This window comes from Lentzea alba (assembly GCF_047445655.1).
Lineage (GTDB): Bacteria > Actinomycetota > Actinomycetes > Mycobacteriales > Pseudonocardiaceae > Lentzea > Lentzea alba_A.
This window is the reverse complement of the sequence record NZ_JAJAEG010000007.1, coordinates 149,046-167,666: the sequence shown is the minus strand read 5'-3', so window position 1 is coordinate 167,666 and position 18,621 is coordinate 149,046. Positions and strand designations below refer to the sequence as shown.

The window sequence follows — 18,621 nt, the reverse complement described above, 5'->3', positions numbered from 1 at the left end:
GGTGCTTGCGTCCTCGTGTTTCGCCGAAAGTCGTAGGTGTCGAGAACGGCTGACAGCAGGTCAGGCGGCACAGACGACAGGAGCAAGACGATGGCGATCACAGGTGGGAGCAGGCTCCCGGCGGGTCATGACTTCGTGTTCCCGAGGGGCGCGCTCGTCATGGGCGTGGAACCGGTGTTGAAGTTCCAGTCCGCCGATGAGCGGGCGAAGGGCCTGCCGGTGGAGCAGGAGAAGGACAAGGAGACCGGTCTCCTTGTGTGGTCGGTCCTGGTGATCGACCAGGCTGCGGAGCGCAAGACGGACGCGGTGGTCACGGTGAAGATCTCCGCGCCTCACCAGCCGGTGCCGCCGGAGGCGATCCCCGGTACGGATGTGCGGCCGGTGGTCTTCGAGGGGCTGACGGTCACGCCGTGGATCGATGACAAGGGCTGCCGTGCCACGCACGCTGGTGAGCGTCACCGGTGCCGTGCGAAGTTGGGCTACAGCTTGCGGGCCTCTGGCATGAAGCCGGCTGTCAGCAAGCCTGCCGCCAAGGCCGCGTAATGCCGGACATGGTGCGGGTTCACGTGACCGCCGATCTCCCGATGCGTCCCCTCGCGATGCCGTTCGCTGACCGGGTCGAGCTGCGGTTCGGCAAGGCGTTCCCCGTGGTGCTGGTGGTCGACCGCGACGCGGTGCCTCGGCTGCGGGAGGTCCTGGACGAGGGGTGGAAGGCGCTCCAGGCGTCGGCTGCTCGGCAGGAAGGTGGGCAGTGATGGGGTTCAACGCCACCTGTACGCCTGGGCGTGATGCTGCTGCGGCGATGGTTCGAGTGACGCCACAGGTTCCGGCGCTGGTGATCTACCTGGATCCGGTCAACATCGCGATCCAGCTCCCGCCGTTCCCTGGCGGGTCGGACGTGCTGATGCGGTTCTGTCGGGAGCTGTCGCGTGAGGCGTCCAAGCTGGCCGATCACCTCGGCAGTCAGGAGGGGCGTCACACCCTTGCGGAGGGAGACCCTGATGTCCGCGGTTAAGGCCATGCATTGGGGCCTGGCTGAGCAGGTCAGGACGCTGAGCGAAGCACACGACGTGTTGAGCAAGCTGCTCCCCGACCCGAAGTCCAAGCCCGACGTGCTGAAGGACTACTACCTGCGCTCGGCCGCCATCTACGCGCGCGTCGCGGAGATCGACCGGAGTCACCACCACGAGGCCATGTACTGGGCGACTCGTGAGCGTGAGAAGGGCGAGGCGATCAAGCTCCGCAAGAGCTAAGTAAGTCCTGTTTGGACAGAGCGCGTGACTCTGCTGGGTCACGTGGCGATGCCGCACGTCTTCTTGCGGCGCAAAGAGAACGTGAGACGCAGGAGCGGAACCTGGCTACCAACCTCGCCGCTCCTGCGTTGTCCACCCAACTCGGGAGTGAACAACGATGAGCGTAGAGCCTGAGCGCATTCGTGCGCTAGACGGGGCCACAAAGCAACTGCTGTGGGATCGGATGATCTCCAGCAAGCAGACCGTTTCCACCTACGCCGTCATGCTTGGCGGCGGCACCCTGGAGACGATGGAACTCTCGGCCGCACAGGCTGAGGGCTTCGAGTGCCTGATTTGTAAGGCGCAGTGCTCCACGGGTGCGGAAGCCTTCGTGCCGGTTGGACGCATTCCAAGCGTCGGCAGTGTCTTTCAGTGCGTCGCGTGCTCGGGCGGTGCGCGATGAGGGGCAACCGCTGGGTCGATCCCGCGCCGTTTGAGGGCGCACGCCCGCAGGTTCCCTGGTGGGTATGGCTTCCCGGTTGGGTCAAGCTCGTACTCGCGCCGCTCGCACTGGTGTGGCTGACGGTCCGTCTGGCCGTGAAGCTCACCATGCTGGCCATCCACTACCCGGTTGTGGTGACGCTTGGCCTCGGCGGCTATGTCGCCTATCGGCAGTTCGGACTGTCGCCGCTGGTGTTGGCTCTGTTGTCGCTCGTGTGCGCCCTGACCGTTTGGTATGGCCTTGATCAGGCGTCGTTCCTGCGGCACGGCTGGTATCGGCTGCTGACCGAGTGGCGGCGGCTGACTGTCTACGTTCCGCAATGGCGCACCGTGATGCGGCTCGCCGAGCTTGCGAAGGAAGTCCGCGGGAAGGAGTACCTCCCGAAGCTGCGCCGAGTCCGGTCCGAGGGATGGCGGGACAAGGTCCGCGTGCGGTTGATCCCGGCGCAGTCTCCGGAGCAGTGGGAAGCGCGTCGGGACAACCTGGCGCACTCGTTCAACGCCCGGTCTTGCCGGGTGCGGGTGCTGAAGCCTCGCGTGCTTGAGCTCGACTTCATCCACGCTGACCCGCTGTCGCGTCCCGTCGCCGTGCCGCAGCTCGCCGACGCGGGAGAGGTCGACCTCAAGCGTGTGGTCGTCGGCCGTACCGAGACCGGGAAGCCCTGGCGGTTGAAGCTGCTCGGCTCGCAGGTGCTCGTGGTCGGCGTACCTGGCGCAGGTAAGGGCTCGGTGCTCTGGTCGATCGTGTGGCAGCTCGCCCCAGCCATCAAAGCCGGCATGGTCCGACTCGTCGGCATCGACCCCAAGGGCGGCATGGAGCTGGGCCAGTGCCCGGACGCGTTCGAGAAGGTCATCTACGACAATGGTCCGGAAGCTGTTGCCCTGCTTGAAGAAATCGCCGCAGAGGTCAAGGAACGCGCCTCTCGATACCGGGGCATCCGGCGGCTCTGGGCACGTAACACGGGCGAGCCGTTCACGGTCCTGATCGTGGATGAACTGGCAGACCTGATCGCCTACCAGCCGGACAGGAACCTCCGCGAACGCGCCACCCGCGCTGTTCAGACGATCACCTCGCAGGGGCGCGCTCCTGGCTATGCCGTTGTCGGCCTGGTCCAGGACCCGCGCAAGGAAGTGGTCGCCTTCCGGCACCTGTTCACGACCCGTGTAGCGCTGCGCCTGGACGAACCGGTGCAGGTCGACATGGTCCTGGGCGATGGCGTTCGGCAACGCGGCGCGGCAGCTCACGAGATCAGCGAGAACACGCCTGGTGTCGCCTGGCTCAAGGAGGACGGGCAGCGCGAACCCGAGCGGGCTCGGGCCTTCCACGTCACGGACGCGGACCTGGTCGAGCTGGTTGTCTACCTTGCCCCGGCCACCGTTCATGAGTTCCCTGAGCGGTCCGAGGGGAGTGCGGCGGCATGACCGAGTACCTGAACCGCTCGGAGCGGATGAAGCAGCCGGCCGCGCTCGACGTCGCTCGGGCCGTCGCAGAAGAACACGGCGTGTGCGTCCGTCCGTTGGCCAAGGAACGGATCGACCTCGACACCGGACGCGTGGACATCGTTCCCGTGCCGTGCGGCTCGACGGTCGCGAGTGTGTGCCCGACGTGCGCGGAGAAGAACCGGCGTCTGCGGATGGCGCAGTGTCGTGAGGGATGGCATCTGACCGACGAACCGGACTTCACGCCGAACGCCCCGAGCAACGATCAGCGGGAATTGACTGAGTACCGAGCTGACCTGGTCAAAGCCTTCCGCCTGGCCCTCGATGAGGGCGACGAAGTTGGCGCGGAAGAGGTGCGGGAGGAGGTCGCGGAGGTCGACGACGAACTTCGGCAACTCGGAGTCCGCGGCTCACTCCCCTCTCTGGAAGTCCCACTCAAGGCTGCGCGGAAGCGGTCGACCAAGCGGCGTCAGGACGCTCCGAACCTGCCTCGTCGGCCGGTCAGCAAGCGCACTGTTGGCAAGGTCTTCGGCGGTAAGTACCAGCCCTCGACGTTCCTCACTCTGACGCTCGACAGCTACGGCAAGGTGCGTAGCGACGGCACGCCTGTTGATCCCTCGCGGTACGACTACCGCCGTGCTGCTCGGGACGCTGTGCACTTCGCGGCACTGCTGGACCGGTTCGTGCAGAACCTTCGGCGCTGCGTCGGCTGGGAGGTCCAGTACTTCTCTGCCGTCGAACCACAGCGGCGGTTGGCTCCGCACTGGCATGCGGCAGTCCGAGGCAGCATCTCCCGCGCTGAGCTGCGGGCGGTCGCTGAGGCCACCTATCACCAGGTCTGGTGGCCCGCGCACGACGAGATCAAGTACAGCGGCGACAACCTGCCGGTGTGGGACGTTCGGGCCAAGGGCTTCGTTGATCCGCACACACGAAGGGCCTTGCCTACCTGGGAAGATGCCCTCGATGAGGTCGAGCGACCGGCACACGTCGCGCGGTTCGGGGTTCAGGTGCACTCCAAGGGCATCCTCGGCGGCACCCAGGAAGCCGGCCGTCACATTGGCTACCTGACGAAGTACCTCACCAAGAGCATCAACGAGTGCTTCGAGGCGCAGACGGCCCGGCAGGAAGACCACGCGGAACGCCTCTGCGCTGAGCTCGCGGTTACGCCCTGCTCGCCGCAATGCGGGCTGTGGCTGCTCTACGGCGTCCAGCCTCGTGGGGCTCGGCTGTCGACGGTGCCGGGGAAGTGCAAGGGCAAGGCGCACAAGCGGACCACGCTCGGGGTTGCGGGTCGTCGCGTCCTGGTGTCGCGGAAGTGGTCGGGCAAGTCGCTCGCGGACCACAAGCACGACCGGAAGGCATTCGTTCGGCAACTGCTCGCAGACGTCGGGATCAAGCCCGAGGACCAAGCGCAGCGAGTCGTCTGGAACAACGTCCAGCCCGGTGATCCGAACGTGCCGCCACGCGCTCACCTGTTGTTGAGCGCTGTCGCAGAACGCCGCAGGTGGAAGGCCGAATACACGGCTGCGTTGCTCGCGTCAGCAGGGCCGCCAGGTAGTTCGGCAACTCAGCAGGCCGCTTGACCAAGGGGGAAAAGATCATGGACGTACACGCATTTGAGCCTTTGTGGACAGTTGGTGACGTTGCCGCGTTCCTGAGCGTGCCGGTGCACACGCTCTACGGGTGGAGGACGAAGGGCTACGGGCCGCCTGCGCGGCGGGTTGGGAAGCATCTGCGGTACTTGCCGTCCGAGGTACGGGCGTGGTTCGAGCGGCTGGATAGGGAGGTGGCGTGATGCCAAGGCCACCGCTCGACATCGGTACATACGGCACGATTCGTTGCTATGAAACGGCTTCCGGTTGGCGGGCCACTACGAAGTTCCGCGACTACGACGGAAAGACGCGGCCGGTGGAGCGGCACGGGAAGACCAAGGCTGCGGCCGAGAGGAACCTCAAGAAGGCGCTCGCGGAGCGGAAGGGGCCTGCCGGGGACTCGCTCACGCCTGACACCAGGTTCAAGGAGGCCGTCGCGCTGTGGTTCGGCAAGTTCCAGGCGCTCGCCGATGCCGGCAAGAGGTCGCCCGGCAGCGTCGATACCTACCGCAGCATCATGGATCGCCACGTGCTTCCGGGCCTCGGTGAGCTGCGGATACGTGAGATGACCGTGGCACGGATCGATGCGTTTCTCGGGGCGCTGTGGCGGTCGGTCAGCGTCGACACGGCCAAGACCGCGCGGTCGGTGATCTCCGGCGCGTTGCGGATCGCCGTGAGGGACAAGGCGCTGGACACCAACCCCGTTCGGGAGACGGACCGGCTGGAAGCTGGGCGCAAGAAGAGTCCCAGGGCGCTCACTCTGGAGGAACGGCTCCTCTGGCTGGAGATGCTGGAGTCGGACCCCAAGGCTGTGAGGCGGGACCTTCCCGACCTGTCGCGGTTCATGATGGCCACGGGCGTCCGTATCGGCGAGGCGTTGGCCGTCTACTGGGACGACGTCGACTTCGAGGCGGGCACGGTCGCCGTGGACTACACGGTGATCAGGGTCAAGGAGGTCGGGCTTGTCCGGAAGTCGACCAAGACGGAGGCTGGCGAGCGCACGCTTCCGCTGCCTCGGTGGGCGCTGGACATGCTCAAGAAGCGGCGTGCGTCGACGCACTACCCGAACGGGCCGGTCTTCCCGAGCAGCGTCGGCGGGCTGCGCGACCCATCCAACACCCGGCGGGACCTCCGCAAGGCTCGTGGCGGTGACGAGTTCGCCTGGGTGACCTCGCACGTCTTCCGGAAGACGGCGGCGACCATCCTCGATGAGGCGGGGCTCTCCGCGAGGCTGGCAGCGGACATGCTCGGCCACTCGCGGCCGTCGATGACCCAGGACGTCTACTTCGGGCGGAAGGCGGTGGATCGGAGGGCCGCTGACGCGCTGGAAGGGGCCTTCGACAAGCCTGACCAGGACGAACCGCCGGACGCCGCAGCTTGAGAGTCAGGACGAAAAATATGGCAAAAGTGTGGGCGTGATCTACCAAAGCGAAACCCCCAGGTCGCTGACCTGGGGGTTTGGTGGGCCGCCAGGGACTCGAACCCTGAACCCGAAGATTAAAAGTCTCCTGCTCTGCCAATTGAGCTAGCAGCCCTCGACGGGACAGCCTACCGATCAGGTTCAGCGGATGTCGCCCGGGTTGCCTACGTCACGGTTGACGCACCAAAAGCACCCAAACGAACCGGCGAACCCAGAGCGAGAGGATCAGGCAAGAACGCGGCGGGATCGACGTACCGAGCCGCACCCCGCAGAGGCTTCCATTGGAGTACGGAAGGCAACGACCCAAGGGAGCCAAGAAGATGCCGCTCGACCACTACGTCACGCTCGGCCGGTCCGGCCTCAGGGTGAGCCCGTTCGCGCTCGGAGCGATGACCTTCGGCGAGGACCCAGGGGCCGCCGGGTGCAGCGTCGAGGAGTCCGAGAAGATCCTCCGCACCTACCTCGACCGCGGCGGGAACTTCATCGACACCGCCAACTTCTACACCAACGGGCACTCGGAGAAGATCCTCGGCGACTTCTTCCGAAGCAACGGAAGCCGCGACCGGGTGGTGCTCGCCTCCAAGTTCTTCTTCAACATGCACCCCGGCGACCCCAACGGTGGTGGGGCAGGGAGGAGCGCCATCCGCAAGCAGCTCGACGAGACGTTGCGGCGCCTCGGCACCGACTACCTCGACCTCTACTGGATGCACAACTGGGATCGGAACACCCCGATCGAGGAGACGCTCAGGACGTTGGACGACCTGGTGGGATCGGGCAAGGTGCGGTACGTCGGGTTCTCCAACGTGCCGGCTTGGGTGACGGCCCAAGCGCAGACGATGGCGGTCCTCAACAGCTGGACGCCGTTGATCGCGTTGCAGGTCGAGTACTCGTTGCTCGCGCGGACGGTTGAGGGGGAGATCGCGCCGATGGCGAGGGAAATGGGCATGGCGCTGGTGCCGTGGAGTCCGCTCAAGAACGGGTTCCTGTCCGGCAAGTACCGGAGGGACGTGCAGGTCAGCGACTCGGAGCGGGCGAAGTTCGTCAACGCGCCCACAGAGGAAGAGTTCAAGGTCATCGACGTGGTCAACGAGATCGCGGAGCAGCACGGCACCACGGCGGCGGCTGTGTCGCTGGCCTGGCTGAAAGCGCGGAAGGGCACGGTGGTGCCGATCATCGGCGCGCGGAAGCTGGAGCACCTGGAGAGCAACCTCGCAGAGGTCATGCTCACGCAAGAGCAAGAGGCGAAGCTCAGCGACGTCTCCAAGCCCGACCTCAACTACCCGGCGCCGCTGCACGGCGAGCTCAGGGCCATGCTGCAGTTCGCCGGCACCACGGTTGATGGCGAAGCGTCAGGTATCTACCCGCCGCTGCTGCAGGGCAGCGTTCGCTACTGAAGGTGGAGCCTGCTCCACCTGATCAACGGCAGCGTGCGTGACTGTGCCGCGCAGCAACAATTGAAAGCCTTGCGTCATCCGAAAAACAGGGGAGGCGCAAGGAAATGAAGAAGACGATCACCGGCGTGCTGGCCGCGGCCATGCTGTTCACCGGAACCGCGGGGATGGCGATGGCCGCGCCGGCCGACACGGTTCAGACGCGGCTCGACGGGCTGACCGAGCAGCACAGGTTCCCGGCCGCGCTTGCGACCACGACTGACGTGAACGGCAAAGCCAAACACCAGGTCGCCGGCACCGCGGAGCTCGGCAAACGCGTCCCGGTTCCCAAGAACGGGCAGGTCAGGGCGGGGTCGAACACCAAGGCGTTCGTTGCCACGGTGGTCATGCAGCTGGTCGCGGAAAAGAAGGTCCGGCTGGATGAGCCGATCAACAAGTACCTGCCCAAGGCGGTCAAGGACGACCGGATCACGGTCCGGCAGCTGCTCAACCACACCAGCGGGCTCGCGAACTACACGCAGTACCTGGCGCTGGGCGAGTTCGACGAGCTGCGGCACCGCTACTACGAGCCGCGTGAGTTGCTGGACATCGGCAACGCGCACCCGCCGACCAACGAGCCGGGTGAGAAATTCAAGTACAGCAACACGAACTACGTGCTGCTGGGGCTGCTGATCCAGAAGATCACCGGTCGGCCGGTCGCCGAGAACGTCGACCAGCGGATCATCCAGAAGCTGAAGCTGAAAGACACCTACTGGCCCGGCACCGGCGAACAGGACATCAACGGCAAGCACCCGCGCGGGTACGCCAAGACCGGCAACGGGGTCGAGGACGTCACCGAGCTCGACCCGTCGTGGGGCTGGGCTGCGGGGCAGATCATCTCGACCACCAAGGACCTGAATGCCTTCTACCGCGGACTGCTCAAGGGTGACCTCCTCCCCCGAACGCAGCTCGACGAGATGCGCAAGACCGTGGACACCAATGGAGAGATGTGGCCGGGCGGCGAGTACGGCCTCGGCATCGCCAGCACGCCGCTCACGTGCGGTGGCAGGTACTGGGGGCACGGCGGTGACATCCCCGGCTACGAGACGCGCGGTGGGGTCACCGAGGACGGCAGGGCGTTCTCCGTTGCGCTCACGGCGTTGCCCGGCACGTTCCAGGACACGCCGGAAGAGGCCATGAAGGCTCACGACGCTGTTCTGGCCACTGTGGACAGTGCCTTGTGTGGTGCGAAGTGAACCTCGTAGCAGCAATCGCCGCATTACAACTGTTGATCCCTCAGCAGCTGGATCAGATCGTCCAGGACGGCACGCCGGGCGTGGAGGCCCACGCGAACGGGCACAACTACGCGAAGGGCAACGCGCCGCTGAACGGAAGCGTGCGCATCGGCAGCATCACCAAGTCGTTCGTGGCGGTGGCAACGCTTCAGCTCGTCCGAGAGAACAAGATCGAGCTGGACGGGCCGGTCAGCAAGCACGTGCCGCACATCAAGGACAACCGCATCACGGTGCGTCAGGTTCTGCAGCACACCAGCGGTCTGCCGAACTTTCCGCTGCAGATCGGCGCCAACAAGATCGACGACATCCGGAACGTGCACTTCGAGCCGCACGAACTGCTGGACGTCGCACTCGCACAACCGCCGACCAACGCGCCGGGCGAGAAGTACGAGTACAGCAACACGAACTACGTCGTCGCCGGCCTGATGATCCAGAAGGTCACCGGCCGGCCGGTACAAGAAGTGGTGCGGAAGCGCGTCATCGACCGCGCGAAGCTCAAAGACACCTACTGGCCGGAGAAGGGTGACAAGACCATCAAGGGCAGGCACGCACGTGCGTACGCCCTGGCCGACATGTTCGACCCGAAGTCACCCAAGGTGGACGCGACAGAGCTCGACCCGTCCTGGGCGTGGGCGGCCGGCGCGATGATCTCCACACCGCAGGACGTCGCCAAGTTCTACAAGAGCCTGCTCAAGGGCGATCTCCTCGAACGACAGCAGCTCGACGAGATGCGCAAGACCGTGCCGATCGACGACAAGAACGCGGCGGGGCTCGGCATCGAGAGCACCGAACTCAGCTGCGGCGGCGTGTACTGGGGCCACGGCGGCACGATCCACGGCTGGGCCTCGCTCGGCGGGGCGACCGACAGGAACGAGGCGGCGATCACGCTCACCGCGCTGCCCGGCACCTACGGCGACCCCAACAGGACGTACCAGCAGATCTTCAAGATGATCGACACAGCGCTCTGCAAGAGGTGATCAGCGGGCGTACCGGAGTACCCAGAGCATGTCCTGCTCAGGGACCGGTCCGTCCGCGACGCAAGCCATCAGCCAGTCCGTCAGCGAATCCGGATCGATGCCGGCCCCGATCAGCACCAGCTGCGTCGGGGCGTCGTCGACGGGCGTGAACGAGATGTACGCGCCGACGGTGTGCAGCATGTACGTGCCACCGGGGAACTGCACGAAACCCTTGGCGCGGAACAACCCCTCGGGCCGCGCGTCAAGGAAGTCCATGAACAGCTTGGGGTGCAACGGTTCGGAAGACTCGAACGTCACGCTGTCGTAGGAAGCGTGAGCGTGCGTGGAGTGATCGTCCAGATCGTCGAACGAGAGCTGTCGCGGCCCCAGGTCCGGCGGCCGCACCTCGAAGAGCAACGACGGATCGATCCGCCCGTACGACACCGGAAGCACCGGCGCCGAACAATCCAAGGGCGGCAGCGAAGGAACCCGATCGACCTTGTTCAACACCACAAGATCAGCGAGCTTCAAATCCCGATCCAAATGCGGCACGGCGGCGTACTCCACGGCGTCGACCACGTAGATCAGCCCGCCGTAGGTCACGCCTGGCGCCTGCAACACCATCCTGACCAGCGTCGACGGCTCAGCGAGCCCGGACGCCTCGATCACGATCACGTCCAGGTCCGCCGAAGCCAGCCGTTCCAGCATGCCGTCCAGCTCGGTGCCGTCGACCGCGCAGCACAGGCAGCCGTTCGACAGCGACACCATCGAGTCGACCTGTGCCGACACCGCGAACGCGTCGATGTTGATCCGGCCGAAGTCGTTCACCACCACGCCGATCCGCGTGCCGCCGGACGCGCGCAGCAGGTGGTTGAGCAGGGTGGTCTTGCCGGAACCGAGGAAGCCGGCGAGCACGACAACGGGGATCACGGCTGATCAGGCTACTTAACGAGCGCGATGTTCTTCTCCAGCGCCTCGTCCAACGGCATGTCCGAGCCGCCGGCGTACACGATCAGCTGATCTACACCGAGATCCTCGTACTGTCGCACCACGGAGGCGTCCAACGGCACGGTCGTCACGATGTTGATCTCCAAGGCGCCCAGCGAGTCGGGCCGCGAAGTCACCGCGGACAGCCGGCGCAACCGGTGGAGGTTCGCCGCGGTCTCCTCGGGTGAGCCGATGCCGATCCAGGCGTTCCCGCGCGTCAACGCACGCCGCAACGCCGCATCGGATGCACCACCGACCGCGATCCGCGCATTAGAAGGCCGTGGATGAGCGTCGACACCAGAGAAAGACACGTATTTACCCGAGAAAGCAGGCGCGGGAGAGTGCCACAGAGCACGCATGGCGTCGATGTACTCGTCGGTCCGCCGCCCCCGATCCGCGAACGGCACGCCCACAGCCTCGAACTCTGGAGCCAGGTAACCGGTACCGACTCCCAAAGTGAACCGACCACCGCTCAGCACGTCCAGCGACGCCACCTGCTTGGCCAGCACCACCGGGTTGCGCTGCGGCAGGATCACGATGCCGGTCCCCAGCTCCAGGCCTGACGTGACCCCGGCGACGAACGACAGGCCGACCAGTGGATCGAGCATCGGGTTGTCCGGCTCGGCCGGCGACGGGTCGACTCGCGGCGACGGCAGCACCACGTGCTCCACGGCCCACCACGAACGGTAACCGAGCGACTCCACAAGCGAAGCCAGCCGTCGGGTCTCCGATGGCGAGATCGAGTCGCCCGTGTTCAGTCCCTGCACCCCCATGTCCATGATCACGTCAACTGCGGAGTGACCTGGATCATTCCCGCGAAACATCGGTATCGATGCAACGGATCGCGACTCCAGTACATCTGAGTGGCAAGAAAGGGGGCGATGATGACCGAGTTCCTGGCCGCCGCGCTGGCTTTCCCGACCGTGGTGTTCAGCTTGCTGGTGCTCGTGGTGCTGGCGTACTGGCTCACGGTCGCGTTGGTGGGCTTGGACTTCGACGCCCCGGTGCTGCCGATCTCCATCTCGATGTTCGTCGTGATCACGTGGTTCGCCGCGCTGGTCGGCACGGTGCTCACGCCGGAGGGCTCGCTGCGGTACGCGACGCTCGCCGGGGCACTGCTGGCGGGCGCGCTGGCCACGAAGGTCCTGCTGATCCCGGTCCGCAACTGGACGAAGCCGGAGAAACCCGCGTCCCGCAACGACTTCGTGGGCCGGACGGCGATCGTGAAGACCGCGCGGGTGACCGAGCACTACGGACAGGCGGAGGTGACCGCTGATGACGGGGGCACGGCGGTCGTCCAGGTGCGGGCGGCGAAGAGCACCGAACTGACCGCGGGCCAAACCGCGCTGATCTTCGACTACGACTCCGAAGGCGAGTTCTTCTGGGTCGTGGACATCACCACAGGGGGCTGACATGGGTGCGATTTCAACGGGGTTGCTCGTGCTGATCGCCGTGATCGTCGTCGTGCTGATCTTGGCAACGATCACGCTGAGCAGGTTGTTCAAGAAGTGCGAGCAGGGCAAGGCGCTGATCGTCTCGAAGATGCGCAAGGTCGACGTGACCTTCACCGGCACCGTGGTGCTACCGGTGCTGCACAGATGCGAGACGATGGACATCTCGGTGAAGACCATCGAGATCCGCCGGGCCGGCAACGAAGGCCTGATCTGCAAGGACAACATCCGCGCGGACATCCGCATCACGTTCTTCGTGCGGGTCAACAAGACCGTCGAGGACGTCATCAAGGTGGCGCAGGCGATCGGCACCGAGCGCGCGAGCCACGAGGCCACGCTGCAGGAGCTGTTCAACGCCAAGTTCTCCGAGGCGCTCAAGACCGTCGGCAAGCAGCTCGACTTCGTGGACCTCTACACCCACCGCGACGAGTTCCGCGACCGGATCGTGCAGGTCATCGGCACCGACCTCAACGGCTACAGCCTCGAGGACGCGGCCATCGACTACCTGGAGCAGACGCCGCTCAAGCAGCTCGACCCGGCGAACATCCTGGACGCGCAGGGCATCCGCAAGATCACCGAGCTGACCGCGATCGAGCACGTCAAGACGAACGAGTTCACCCGCAACGAGGAGAAGGAGATCACGCGCCAGAACGTCAGCGCGCGTGAGGCGATCCTCGAGCTCGAACGGCGCCAGGCGGACGCGGAGATCAGGCAGAAGCGCGAGATCGAGACCGCCCGCGCGCAGCAGGAGGCGGAGACGCAGAAGGTCCAGGCCGAGGAACGGCTCAAGGCCAACACCGCGTTCATCCGCACCGAGGAGCAGCTCGGCATCCAGACCGAGAACAAGGCCCGTGAGATCGCCGTGGCCGAGAAGAACCGCGAGCGCGTGATCGCGGTCGAGACCGAGCGCATCGAGAAGGACCGCCTGCTGGAGGTCATCGCGCGCGAACGGGAGACGTCGCTGCGCATGATCGAGAAGGACAAGGAGCTCGAGCACGAGCGCCGCGCCATCGCGGACCTGGTGCGCGAGCGGGTCGCGGTCGAGAAGACCGTGGCCGAGCAGGAGGAGAACATCAAGCGCCTGCGTGCGGTCGAGGAGGCCGAGCGCGAGCGCCAGCAGATCGTGATCATGGCCGAGGCCGAGGCGCAGCAGTCGCTGGTCAAGGACATCAAGGCCGCCGAGGCCGCGGAACAGGCCGCGCAGCACAAGGCTCGCGAGGAGGTCGTGCTCGCCGAGGCGCGCAACCAGGCCGCCGAGCTGGACACCCGCGCCAAGATCCGCCTCGCGGAGGGCACGCAGGCAGAGGCCGCCGCGAAGGGGTTGGCGGACGCGCAGGTCAAGGAACGCGACGCTGCCGCGTCCGAGGCGCTCGGTCGCGCCGAGGCCGTCGTGGACCGCGAGAAGGCGCTCGCCGACGCCGAGGGCATCAAGGAACGCCTCAAGGGCGAGGCGGAAGGCTTGTCGCACAAGGCTGAAGCGATGGCCGCGCTCGACTCCGCGACCCGCGAACACGAGGAGTACCGGCTGCGCCTGGAGGCGGAGAAGGAGATCCGGCTCAAGGGCATCGACGTGCAGCGCCAGGTCGCCGAGGCCCAGGCCATGGTCCTCGCGGCCGGGCTGGAGAAGGCCGACATCGACATCATCGGTGGCGACACGATGTTCTTCGACAAGATCGCGAACGCCATCACCGCGGGCAAGCAGGTCGACGGCTTCGTCGGCAGCTCCGACGTGGTGCAGGCGTTGGGCGCCAAGTGGATGGACGGGACAGCGAACTTCCCCGAGGACCTGACCAAGATCCTCAGCTCGTTCACCACCGGTGACGCGCAGAACCTGGCCGCCGCGCTGGCCCTGACCCAGATGGCGAAGAACAACGGCCAGAACGCATGACGCAACTCGACGCCGGCACTTATGAGGTGCTGAGAGCCCGGCTGGCCGAACAGGCCGCCGGGCTCGCCCGGAGCACCGAGGCGCTGAACGCCCAGCGCGTCGAGACGTTCGGCAGCACCGCGCTCGAACTCGTCGCCACCGAACGGATCCGCACCGAGAACAACTGCGTGCCGCGTGACATCGTGCCGCTCGGCGACCTGATGTTGTTCGGCTACAACGTGTTCATGGGCCTCAAGCCCGAGACGACCGTCAACGACGTCTTCGCGGTGCACTCCAGGGACTTCAGCACGGTCGAGGCGCCGTTCCTGCAGGACCCGAGGTTCCGCAACGACTTCGCCGAGCTCTACCGGTACTACCGGGAGACCCGGCTGCTGCAGCTGCGGATCGTCGAGTCACGCCTGCTCGCGGTGTTCCAGACGGGTGCGCGGATCGAGGACATCCGCGTCCTGCGCTGGGACATCGCGGTCGACGGCACGGTCACCTACGTCGACAACCGCGGCGACCGCGACCACGTGTTCCCGCCCTCGCACGACGTCACGTGGGTCGAGACGACCCGTGAGCAGCACGTGCTGGGCCGGCACCCGCACATCGCGATCGAGAACGAGGTCTTCGTCGAGACGGTCGGCGGCACGCTGACGGTCAAGGTGGAGAACAACACCGAGGTCGGCCAGGGCATCTACGAGGAGCCCGTCGACGAGCCGTTGCAGAGCCTCGCGGACGCCGACGTGCACTACGCCCGCGTCGGCCCGTTGATCCTGCTCAGGATCCGCCCGTACAACGAGACGGCGTGGCGGCACCTGGTGTTCAACACCCGCACCAAGGCCGTGGCCAGGCTCGACGGCATCGGCCAGGCCTGCCAGCGACTCCCGGAGGATCAAGGGATCATCTTCCCCGGCGGGTACTACCTGGTCACGGGTGCGGACAAGACCTTCGACGTCGACACCGACGACCTGGAGTTCGAACGGGTCATCCGGTCGGCGAACGGCGAGGACGTGCTGTTCGTCTACCACGCCCGCCGCGAGGGCCGCAGCTTGCTGCTGCCCTACAACGTGATCCGCAAGGAGGTCGCGACACCGATCACCTGCCACGGCTACTCGCTCTTCGCCGACGGCACCCTGGTGATCTTCCGCGAGACCGGCAGCGAACCCGTGCGCGTGCACCCGATGCAGGTCTGGCGCACGCCGTTCCTGGCAGACGAGGAGCTCCCGGAGGAGACCGGTCCGCTGGCCAGGATCGGCAACGCCGAGCTGGTTCGCGGCATCTCCGACTGTCTCTCCGTCACGCGCATGGCCGCCGAGATGACCCCGAGCGCCCCGGTGTTCGAGGGCCTGATCGCGCTGTGCACCAGGGTGATCGACAGCGTCCACTGGCTCGCCGAGTTGGGCCTGCGCAACGACGTCCTCGCGGTCCGCGCCACCGCTGAGCAGGTGCTGGACGAGTTCGAGGCCGTCCGCACGCTCACGGAACACGCCGCCCAGCAGCTCGCCGGCGCCGCCGAAAAGCTCGCCTCACTGATCCGGCTCGCCCGATCGGCCGCGCCACGCAGTGCCGACGAGTGGGTGCGACTCCTGGCGGATCTGCGGTCGGCTCAGGGCCGCCTGATCACCCTCAAAGACCTGAAGTACGTCGACCTGGCAGAGGTCGACCGGCGCGAGGCCGAACTCGTCGAGGAACTGGGCGCGTCAGCAAGAAGAGCCGTCGAATTCCTCAACGGTGAGGGCGCGTTCGCCCAGTACCACGAGGAGATCGACCGGATCGCGGCCACGGAACTGAAGACCGCCGCCGAGGCCAAGCCGCTGCACGAACGGCTGGCGCAACAGCAGACCGGCCTGGAGGTGCTGACCGAGGTCGTCAGCACCCTCGACGCCGCCGACACGACCACCCGCACGGCGATCCTGGCCAGCATCGGTGAGGTCCTGGCCGCGGTCAACCGCGCACGGGCCACTGTGGAGGGTCGCCGGACGCAGCTCGCGAACTCCGAGGGCCGCGCCGAGTTCGCCGCGGAGTTCGCGCTGCTCGGCCAGGCCATCACCGGCGCGCTGGCGGTCGCCGAAACCCCGCAGAGCTGCGACGACCAGCTCGGCAGGCTCCTGCTGCAGCTGGAGAACCTGGAGTCGCGGTTCGGCGAGTTCGACGACTTCCTGGCCCAGATCGGTGCCAAGCGCACGGACGTGTACGAGGCGTTCTCCGCGCGCAAGCAGACGTTGCTCGACGAACGTGCGCGGAAAGCCGACCGGCTCGTCCAGTCCGCGGAACGGGTGCTCGGTACGATCCGCCGTCGCCTCGGGAAGCTCACCTCGACCGACGAGATCAACACGTACTTCGCCGGCGACCCGATGGTCGCCAAGGTTCGCACTGTGGCCGAGGAGCTCAGAGACCTCGGCGACGTGCGGGCGGACGAGCTCGACGCGAGTCTGCGCGATGCCCGGCAAGAGGGAGGCCGGGCACTGCGCGACCGGGCCGATCTGTACGACGGCGCGTCGATCGTGCTCGGTCGTCACCGCTTCCCGGTGACGACCGAGCCGATGAACCTCACCCTGGTGCCGCGCGACGGCCGGCTGTTCTACGCCGTCACCGGCACCGACTACCGCAGCGAGGTCACCGACCCGGAGTTCGCGACGACGCAACGGTTCTGGGACCAGCTGCTGGTCTCGGAGACGCCGGACGTCTACCGCTCCGAGCACCTCGCCGCGTGCCTGCTGAACGAAGGCCGCACGGACGTCGCCAACGCCGCCGCGGAACGCTATGACGAGGGCTACGAGAAGGGCGTCCACGACCACGACGCCGCCAAGATCCTCGCTGTCCTGCAACGACTGCACGCCGGCGCCGGTCTGCTGAGGTACCCGCCGGACGCTCGCGCGCGAGCTCAGATCTTCTGGTCCGAACAGCCCGAAGATCAGCGAAATGTGTGGCAGCGCAAGGCGGAGTCACTGGCCCGTGCCCGCACGATCTTCGGCGGCACGCACGGAATCCCGGAGCTCACCAAGCAGTTCGGCCTCGACGACCTGGCCGCCGAGTACCTGTTCGAGGAACTGGCTTGCGAGCCGAGGGGGTTCGTCACCAGCAAGGCCGCCCGCGCGGTGATCGACAGGTTCCGCGCGGTGGTGACCGAGGAGCTCCACGACCGCGACCTCATCGAGGCGTGGCTGCAGGGGTTCCTCAAGAACGAGGACTGCCCGGAGTTCCCCGAGGTGGTCGCGGTGCTCCTCACCGACCTGCCGCGCTACGACTCCAGTGCTGCGCTGACCGAGACCGTCACCGGCCTGCTCGGCACGCACCCGCGCCTGACCAACCAGTCGATGGACCTGCGTCTGGACGAATCCCTGACCAGGCTCAGGAAGTTCCACGCGGAGCAGGTGCCGGCCTTCCGCGCCTACCAGCGGCAACGGGACGAGCTGCTCAGCGAGGAACGCAGCAGGCTCAAGCTCGACGACTACCGCCCCGCGGTGCTGAACACGTTCGTGCGCAACAGGTTGCTGAACGAGGTCTACCTGCCGTTGATCGGCGACAACCTCTCCAAGCAGCTCAACGACGGCACGGGTCTGCTGATGCTGATCTCCCCGCCCGGCTACGGCAAGACGACGTTGATGGAGTACGTCGCGAACCGGCTTGGCATGGTGTTCGTCAAGGTCAACGGCCCGGCGCTGGGCAGCGGCGTCACCTCACTCGACCCGGAGGACGCACCGAATGCCACGGCACGGCAAGAGGTCGAGCGGATCAACTTCGCGTTCGCCCTGGGCAGCAACGTTCTGCTGCACCTCGACGACATCCAGCACACATCACCTGAGCTGCTGCAGAAGTTCATCTCGCTGTGCGACGCACAACGACGCGTTGACGGCGTCTGGAACGGCGAGGCACGCACGTTCGACCTGCGCGGCAAGCGGTTCGCGGTGTCGATGGCAGGAAACCCGTACACCGAAACAGGTCGTGCGTTCCGCGTCCCGGACATGCTCGCGAACCGCGCGGACGTGTGGAACCTCGGTGACGTGCTCTCCGGTCGCGACGCCCTCTTTGCGTTGAGCTACCTGGAAAACGCGAGTGCCTCGAACCCGACGCTCAACGGCGTCGACGTGGAACCGCTGGTACGCCTGGCGAACGGCGAGAACGTCCGGCACGACCACGACACCGTCGAGCTGGACCGGATGCTCTCGGTGGTCCGCAAGCTGCAACGGATCCAGGAGGTCGTGCTCGCGGTCAACCGGGAGTACATCGCCTCGGCCGCGAGCGGTGGCGACTTCCTGTTGCAGGGCAGCTACCGCAACATGAACCGGATGGCGGCCAGGATCGTGCCGGCGATGAACGACGACGAGGTCGAGGCGTTGATCGACGATCACTACCGCGGTGAGGCGCAGCTGCTCGGTGCTCGTGCTGAGACGAACATGAGCAAGTTGACAGCGCTGCGGACAGTCGGGCGATAGGGGTTTCTCAGACGTTTCACACGTTGTTCGCCCACGGTTGATCCAGCCGCCGCGATCACCCGATCAAGGGA

Annotated in this window: 17 protein-coding genes and 1 tRNA gene; 15 read left to right on the top strand and 3 right to left on the bottom strand. The window is 66.3% G+C overall.

Annotation, left to right across the window (positions count from 1 at the left end; translation table 11 throughout):
- Window positions 1-90: 90 nt before the first annotated feature.
- The 9 genes from LFM09_RS13575 to LFM09_RS13535 all read left to right on the top strand — a co-directional run bounded on the left by LFM09_RS13575 (window position 91) and on the right by LFM09_RS13535 (window position 6,146).
- Window positions 91-543, top strand: coding sequence for a hypothetical protein (locus LFM09_RS13575; RefSeq protein WP_030471736.1), 453 nt, complete (start codon window positions 91-93; stop codon window positions 541-543).
- Window positions 544-566: 23 nt separating this feature from the next.
- On the top strand, window positions 567-755 hold the full coding sequence (locus LFM09_RS13570) for a hypothetical protein (RefSeq protein ID WP_229694045.1): 189 nt from the start codon (window positions 567-569) through the stop codon (window positions 753-755).
- A complete protein-coding gene (locus LFM09_RS13565; RefSeq protein WP_414096755.1) occupies window positions 755-1,015 on the top strand; it encodes a hypothetical protein in 261 nt (86 codons plus the stop codon). Before LFM09_RS13570 ends, LFM09_RS13565 begins: the two co-directional genes overlap by 1 nt.
- The gene (locus LFM09_RS13560; RefSeq protein ID WP_414096754.1) at window positions 1,002-1,253 is read left to right on the top strand and encodes an AMED_5909 family protein; all 252 of its coding nucleotides are present in this window, start codon (window positions 1,002-1,004) and stop codon (window positions 1,251-1,253) included. Before LFM09_RS13565 ends, LFM09_RS13560 begins: the two co-directional genes overlap by 14 nt.
- A gap of 223 nt (window positions 1,254-1,476) precedes the next feature.
- Window positions 1,477-1,695 carry a hypothetical protein gene (locus tag LFM09_RS13555; RefSeq protein WP_414096753.1) on the top strand — a complete coding sequence of 73 codons (219 nt, stop codon included), beginning with the start codon at window positions 1,477-1,479 and terminating at the stop codon, window positions 1,693-1,695.
- Window positions 1,692-3,155: an FtsK/SpoIIIE domain-containing protein gene (locus tag LFM09_RS13550; protein ID WP_414096752.1), complete on the top strand. Its 1,464-nt coding sequence runs from the start codon at window positions 1,692-1,694 to the stop codon at window positions 3,153-3,155. The genes LFM09_RS13555 and LFM09_RS13550 overlap by 4 nt, the downstream gene beginning before the upstream one ends.
- Complete coding sequence (locus LFM09_RS13545; protein WP_414096751.1) at window positions 3,152-4,756, top strand: replication initiator; 1,605 nt, start codon at window positions 3,152-3,154, stop codon at window positions 4,754-4,756. Before LFM09_RS13550 ends, LFM09_RS13545 begins: the two co-directional genes overlap by 4 nt.
- A 17-nt stretch (window positions 4,757-4,773) precedes the next feature.
- Window positions 4,774-4,968: a helix-turn-helix domain-containing protein gene (locus LFM09_RS13540; protein WP_414096750.1), complete on the top strand. Its 195-nt coding sequence runs from the start codon at window positions 4,774-4,776 to the stop codon at window positions 4,966-4,968.
- Window positions 4,968-6,146 (top strand): tyrosine-type recombinase/integrase, encoded by a 1,179-nt coding sequence (locus tag LFM09_RS13535; RefSeq protein ID WP_414096749.1) that lies wholly within the window; start codon window positions 4,968-4,970, stop codon window positions 6,144-6,146. The genes LFM09_RS13540 and LFM09_RS13535 overlap by 1 nt, the downstream gene beginning before the upstream one ends.
- A gap of 78 nt (window positions 6,147-6,224) precedes the next feature.
- Here LFM09_RS13535 and LFM09_RS13530 read toward each other — a convergent pair.
- Window positions 6,225-6,300: transfer RNA gene (locus LFM09_RS13530), tRNA-Lys, on the bottom strand.
- A gap of 205 nt (window positions 6,301-6,505) precedes the next feature.
- Between LFM09_RS13530 and LFM09_RS13525 the strand changes: the two genes are divergently transcribed.
- The 3 genes from LFM09_RS13525 to LFM09_RS13515 all read left to right on the top strand — a co-directional run bounded on the left by LFM09_RS13525 (window position 6,506) and on the right by LFM09_RS13515 (window position 9,827).
- Window positions 6,506-7,579 carry an aldo/keto reductase gene (locus LFM09_RS13525; protein ID WP_414096748.1) on the top strand — a complete coding sequence of 358 codons (1,074 nt, stop codon included), beginning with the start codon at window positions 6,506-6,508 and terminating at the stop codon, window positions 7,577-7,579.
- A gap of 104 nt (window positions 7,580-7,683) precedes the next feature.
- The gene (locus LFM09_RS13520) at window positions 7,684-8,811 is read left to right on the top strand and encodes a serine hydrolase domain-containing protein (protein ID WP_414096747.1); all 1,128 of its coding nucleotides are present in this window, start codon (window positions 7,684-7,686) and stop codon (window positions 8,809-8,811) included.
- A gap of 32 nt (window positions 8,812-8,843) precedes the next feature.
- The gene (locus LFM09_RS13515; protein WP_414096746.1) at window positions 8,844-9,827 is read left to right on the top strand and encodes a serine hydrolase domain-containing protein; all 984 of its coding nucleotides are present in this window, start codon (window positions 8,844-8,846) and stop codon (window positions 9,825-9,827) included.
- Here LFM09_RS13515 and LFM09_RS13510 read toward each other — a convergent pair whose 3' ends face one another.
- Window positions 9,828-10,736 (bottom strand): CobW family GTP-binding protein, encoded by a 909-nt coding sequence (locus tag LFM09_RS13510; protein ID WP_414096745.1) that lies wholly within the window; start codon window positions 10,734-10,736, stop codon window positions 9,828-9,830.
- An 11-nt stretch (window positions 10,737-10,747) separates the two neighbouring features.
- Window positions 10,748-11,566 (bottom strand): LLM class F420-dependent oxidoreductase, encoded by an 819-nt coding sequence (locus LFM09_RS13505; RefSeq protein ID WP_414096744.1) that lies wholly within the window; start codon window positions 11,564-11,566, stop codon window positions 10,748-10,750.
- Window positions 11,567-11,677: 111 nt separating this feature from the next.
- Between LFM09_RS13505 and LFM09_RS13500 the strand changes: the two genes are divergently transcribed.
- The 3 genes from LFM09_RS13500 to LFM09_RS13490 are packed head-to-tail and all read left to right on the top strand — an operon-like array spanning window position 11,678 to window position 18,550.
- Window positions 11,678-12,205 carry a hypothetical protein gene (locus LFM09_RS13500; protein ID WP_414096743.1) on the top strand — a complete coding sequence of 176 codons (528 nt, stop codon included), beginning with the start codon at window positions 11,678-11,680 and terminating at the stop codon, window positions 12,203-12,205.
- A gap of 1 nt (window position 12,206) precedes the next feature.
- Window positions 12,207-14,132, top strand: coding sequence for a flotillin family protein (locus LFM09_RS13495; RefSeq protein ID WP_414096742.1), 1,926 nt, complete (start codon window positions 12,207-12,209; stop codon window positions 14,130-14,132).
- The gene (locus LFM09_RS13490) at window positions 14,129-18,550 is read left to right on the top strand and encodes a DNA repair ATPase (RefSeq protein ID WP_414096741.1); all 4,422 of its coding nucleotides are present in this window, start codon (window positions 14,129-14,131) and stop codon (window positions 18,548-18,550) included. The genes LFM09_RS13495 and LFM09_RS13490 overlap by 4 nt, the downstream gene beginning before the upstream one ends.
- Window positions 18,551-18,621 lie beyond the last annotated feature (71 nt).

Excerpts from the sequence above, each read along its gene's own strand:
- LFM09_RS13575 (WP_030471736.1), top strand. The coding sequence starts at position 91 with ATGGCGATCACAGGTGGGAGCAGGCTCCCGGCGGGTCATGACTTCGTG.
- LFM09_RS13565 (WP_414096755.1), top strand. The coding sequence starts at position 755 with ATGGGGTTCAACGCCACCTGTACGCCTGGGCGTGATGCTGCTGCGGCG.
- LFM09_RS13560 (WP_414096754.1), top strand. The coding sequence starts at position 1,002 with ATGTCCGCGGTTAAGGCCATGCATTGGGGCCTGGCTGAGCAGGTCAGG.
- LFM09_RS13555 (WP_414096753.1), top strand. The coding sequence starts at position 1,477 with ATGATCTCCAGCAAGCAGACCGTTTCCACCTACGCCGTCATGCTTGGC.
- LFM09_RS13550 (WP_414096752.1), top strand. The coding sequence starts at position 1,692 with ATGAGGGGCAACCGCTGGGTCGATCCCGCGCCGTTTGAGGGCGCACGC.
- LFM09_RS13545 (WP_414096751.1), top strand. The coding sequence starts at position 3,152 with ATGACCGAGTACCTGAACCGCTCGGAGCGGATGAAGCAGCCGGCCGCG.
- LFM09_RS13540 (WP_414096750.1), top strand. The coding sequence starts at position 4,774 with ATGGACGTACACGCATTTGAGCCTTTGTGGACAGTTGGTGACGTTGCC.
- LFM09_RS13535 (WP_414096749.1), top strand. The coding sequence starts at position 4,968 with ATGCCAAGGCCACCGCTCGACATCGGTACATACGGCACGATTCGTTGC.
- LFM09_RS13525 (WP_414096748.1), top strand. The coding sequence starts at position 6,506 with ATGCCGCTCGACCACTACGTCACGCTCGGCCGGTCCGGCCTCAGGGTG.
- LFM09_RS13520 (WP_414096747.1), top strand. The coding sequence starts at position 7,684 with ATGAAGAAGACGATCACCGGCGTGCTGGCCGCGGCCATGCTGTTCACC.
- LFM09_RS13505 (WP_414096744.1), bottom strand. The coding sequence starts at position 11,566 with ATGGGGGTGCAGGGACTGAACACGGGCGACTCGATCTCGCCATCGGAG.
- LFM09_RS13500 (WP_414096743.1), top strand. The coding sequence starts at position 11,678 with ATGACCGAGTTCCTGGCCGCCGCGCTGGCTTTCCCGACCGTGGTGTTC.
- LFM09_RS13495 (WP_414096742.1), top strand. The coding sequence starts at position 12,207 with ATGGGTGCGATTTCAACGGGGTTGCTCGTGCTGATCGCCGTGATCGTC.
- LFM09_RS13490 (WP_414096741.1), top strand. The coding sequence starts at position 14,129 with ATGACGCAACTCGACGCCGGCACTTATGAGGTGCTGAGAGCCCGGCTG.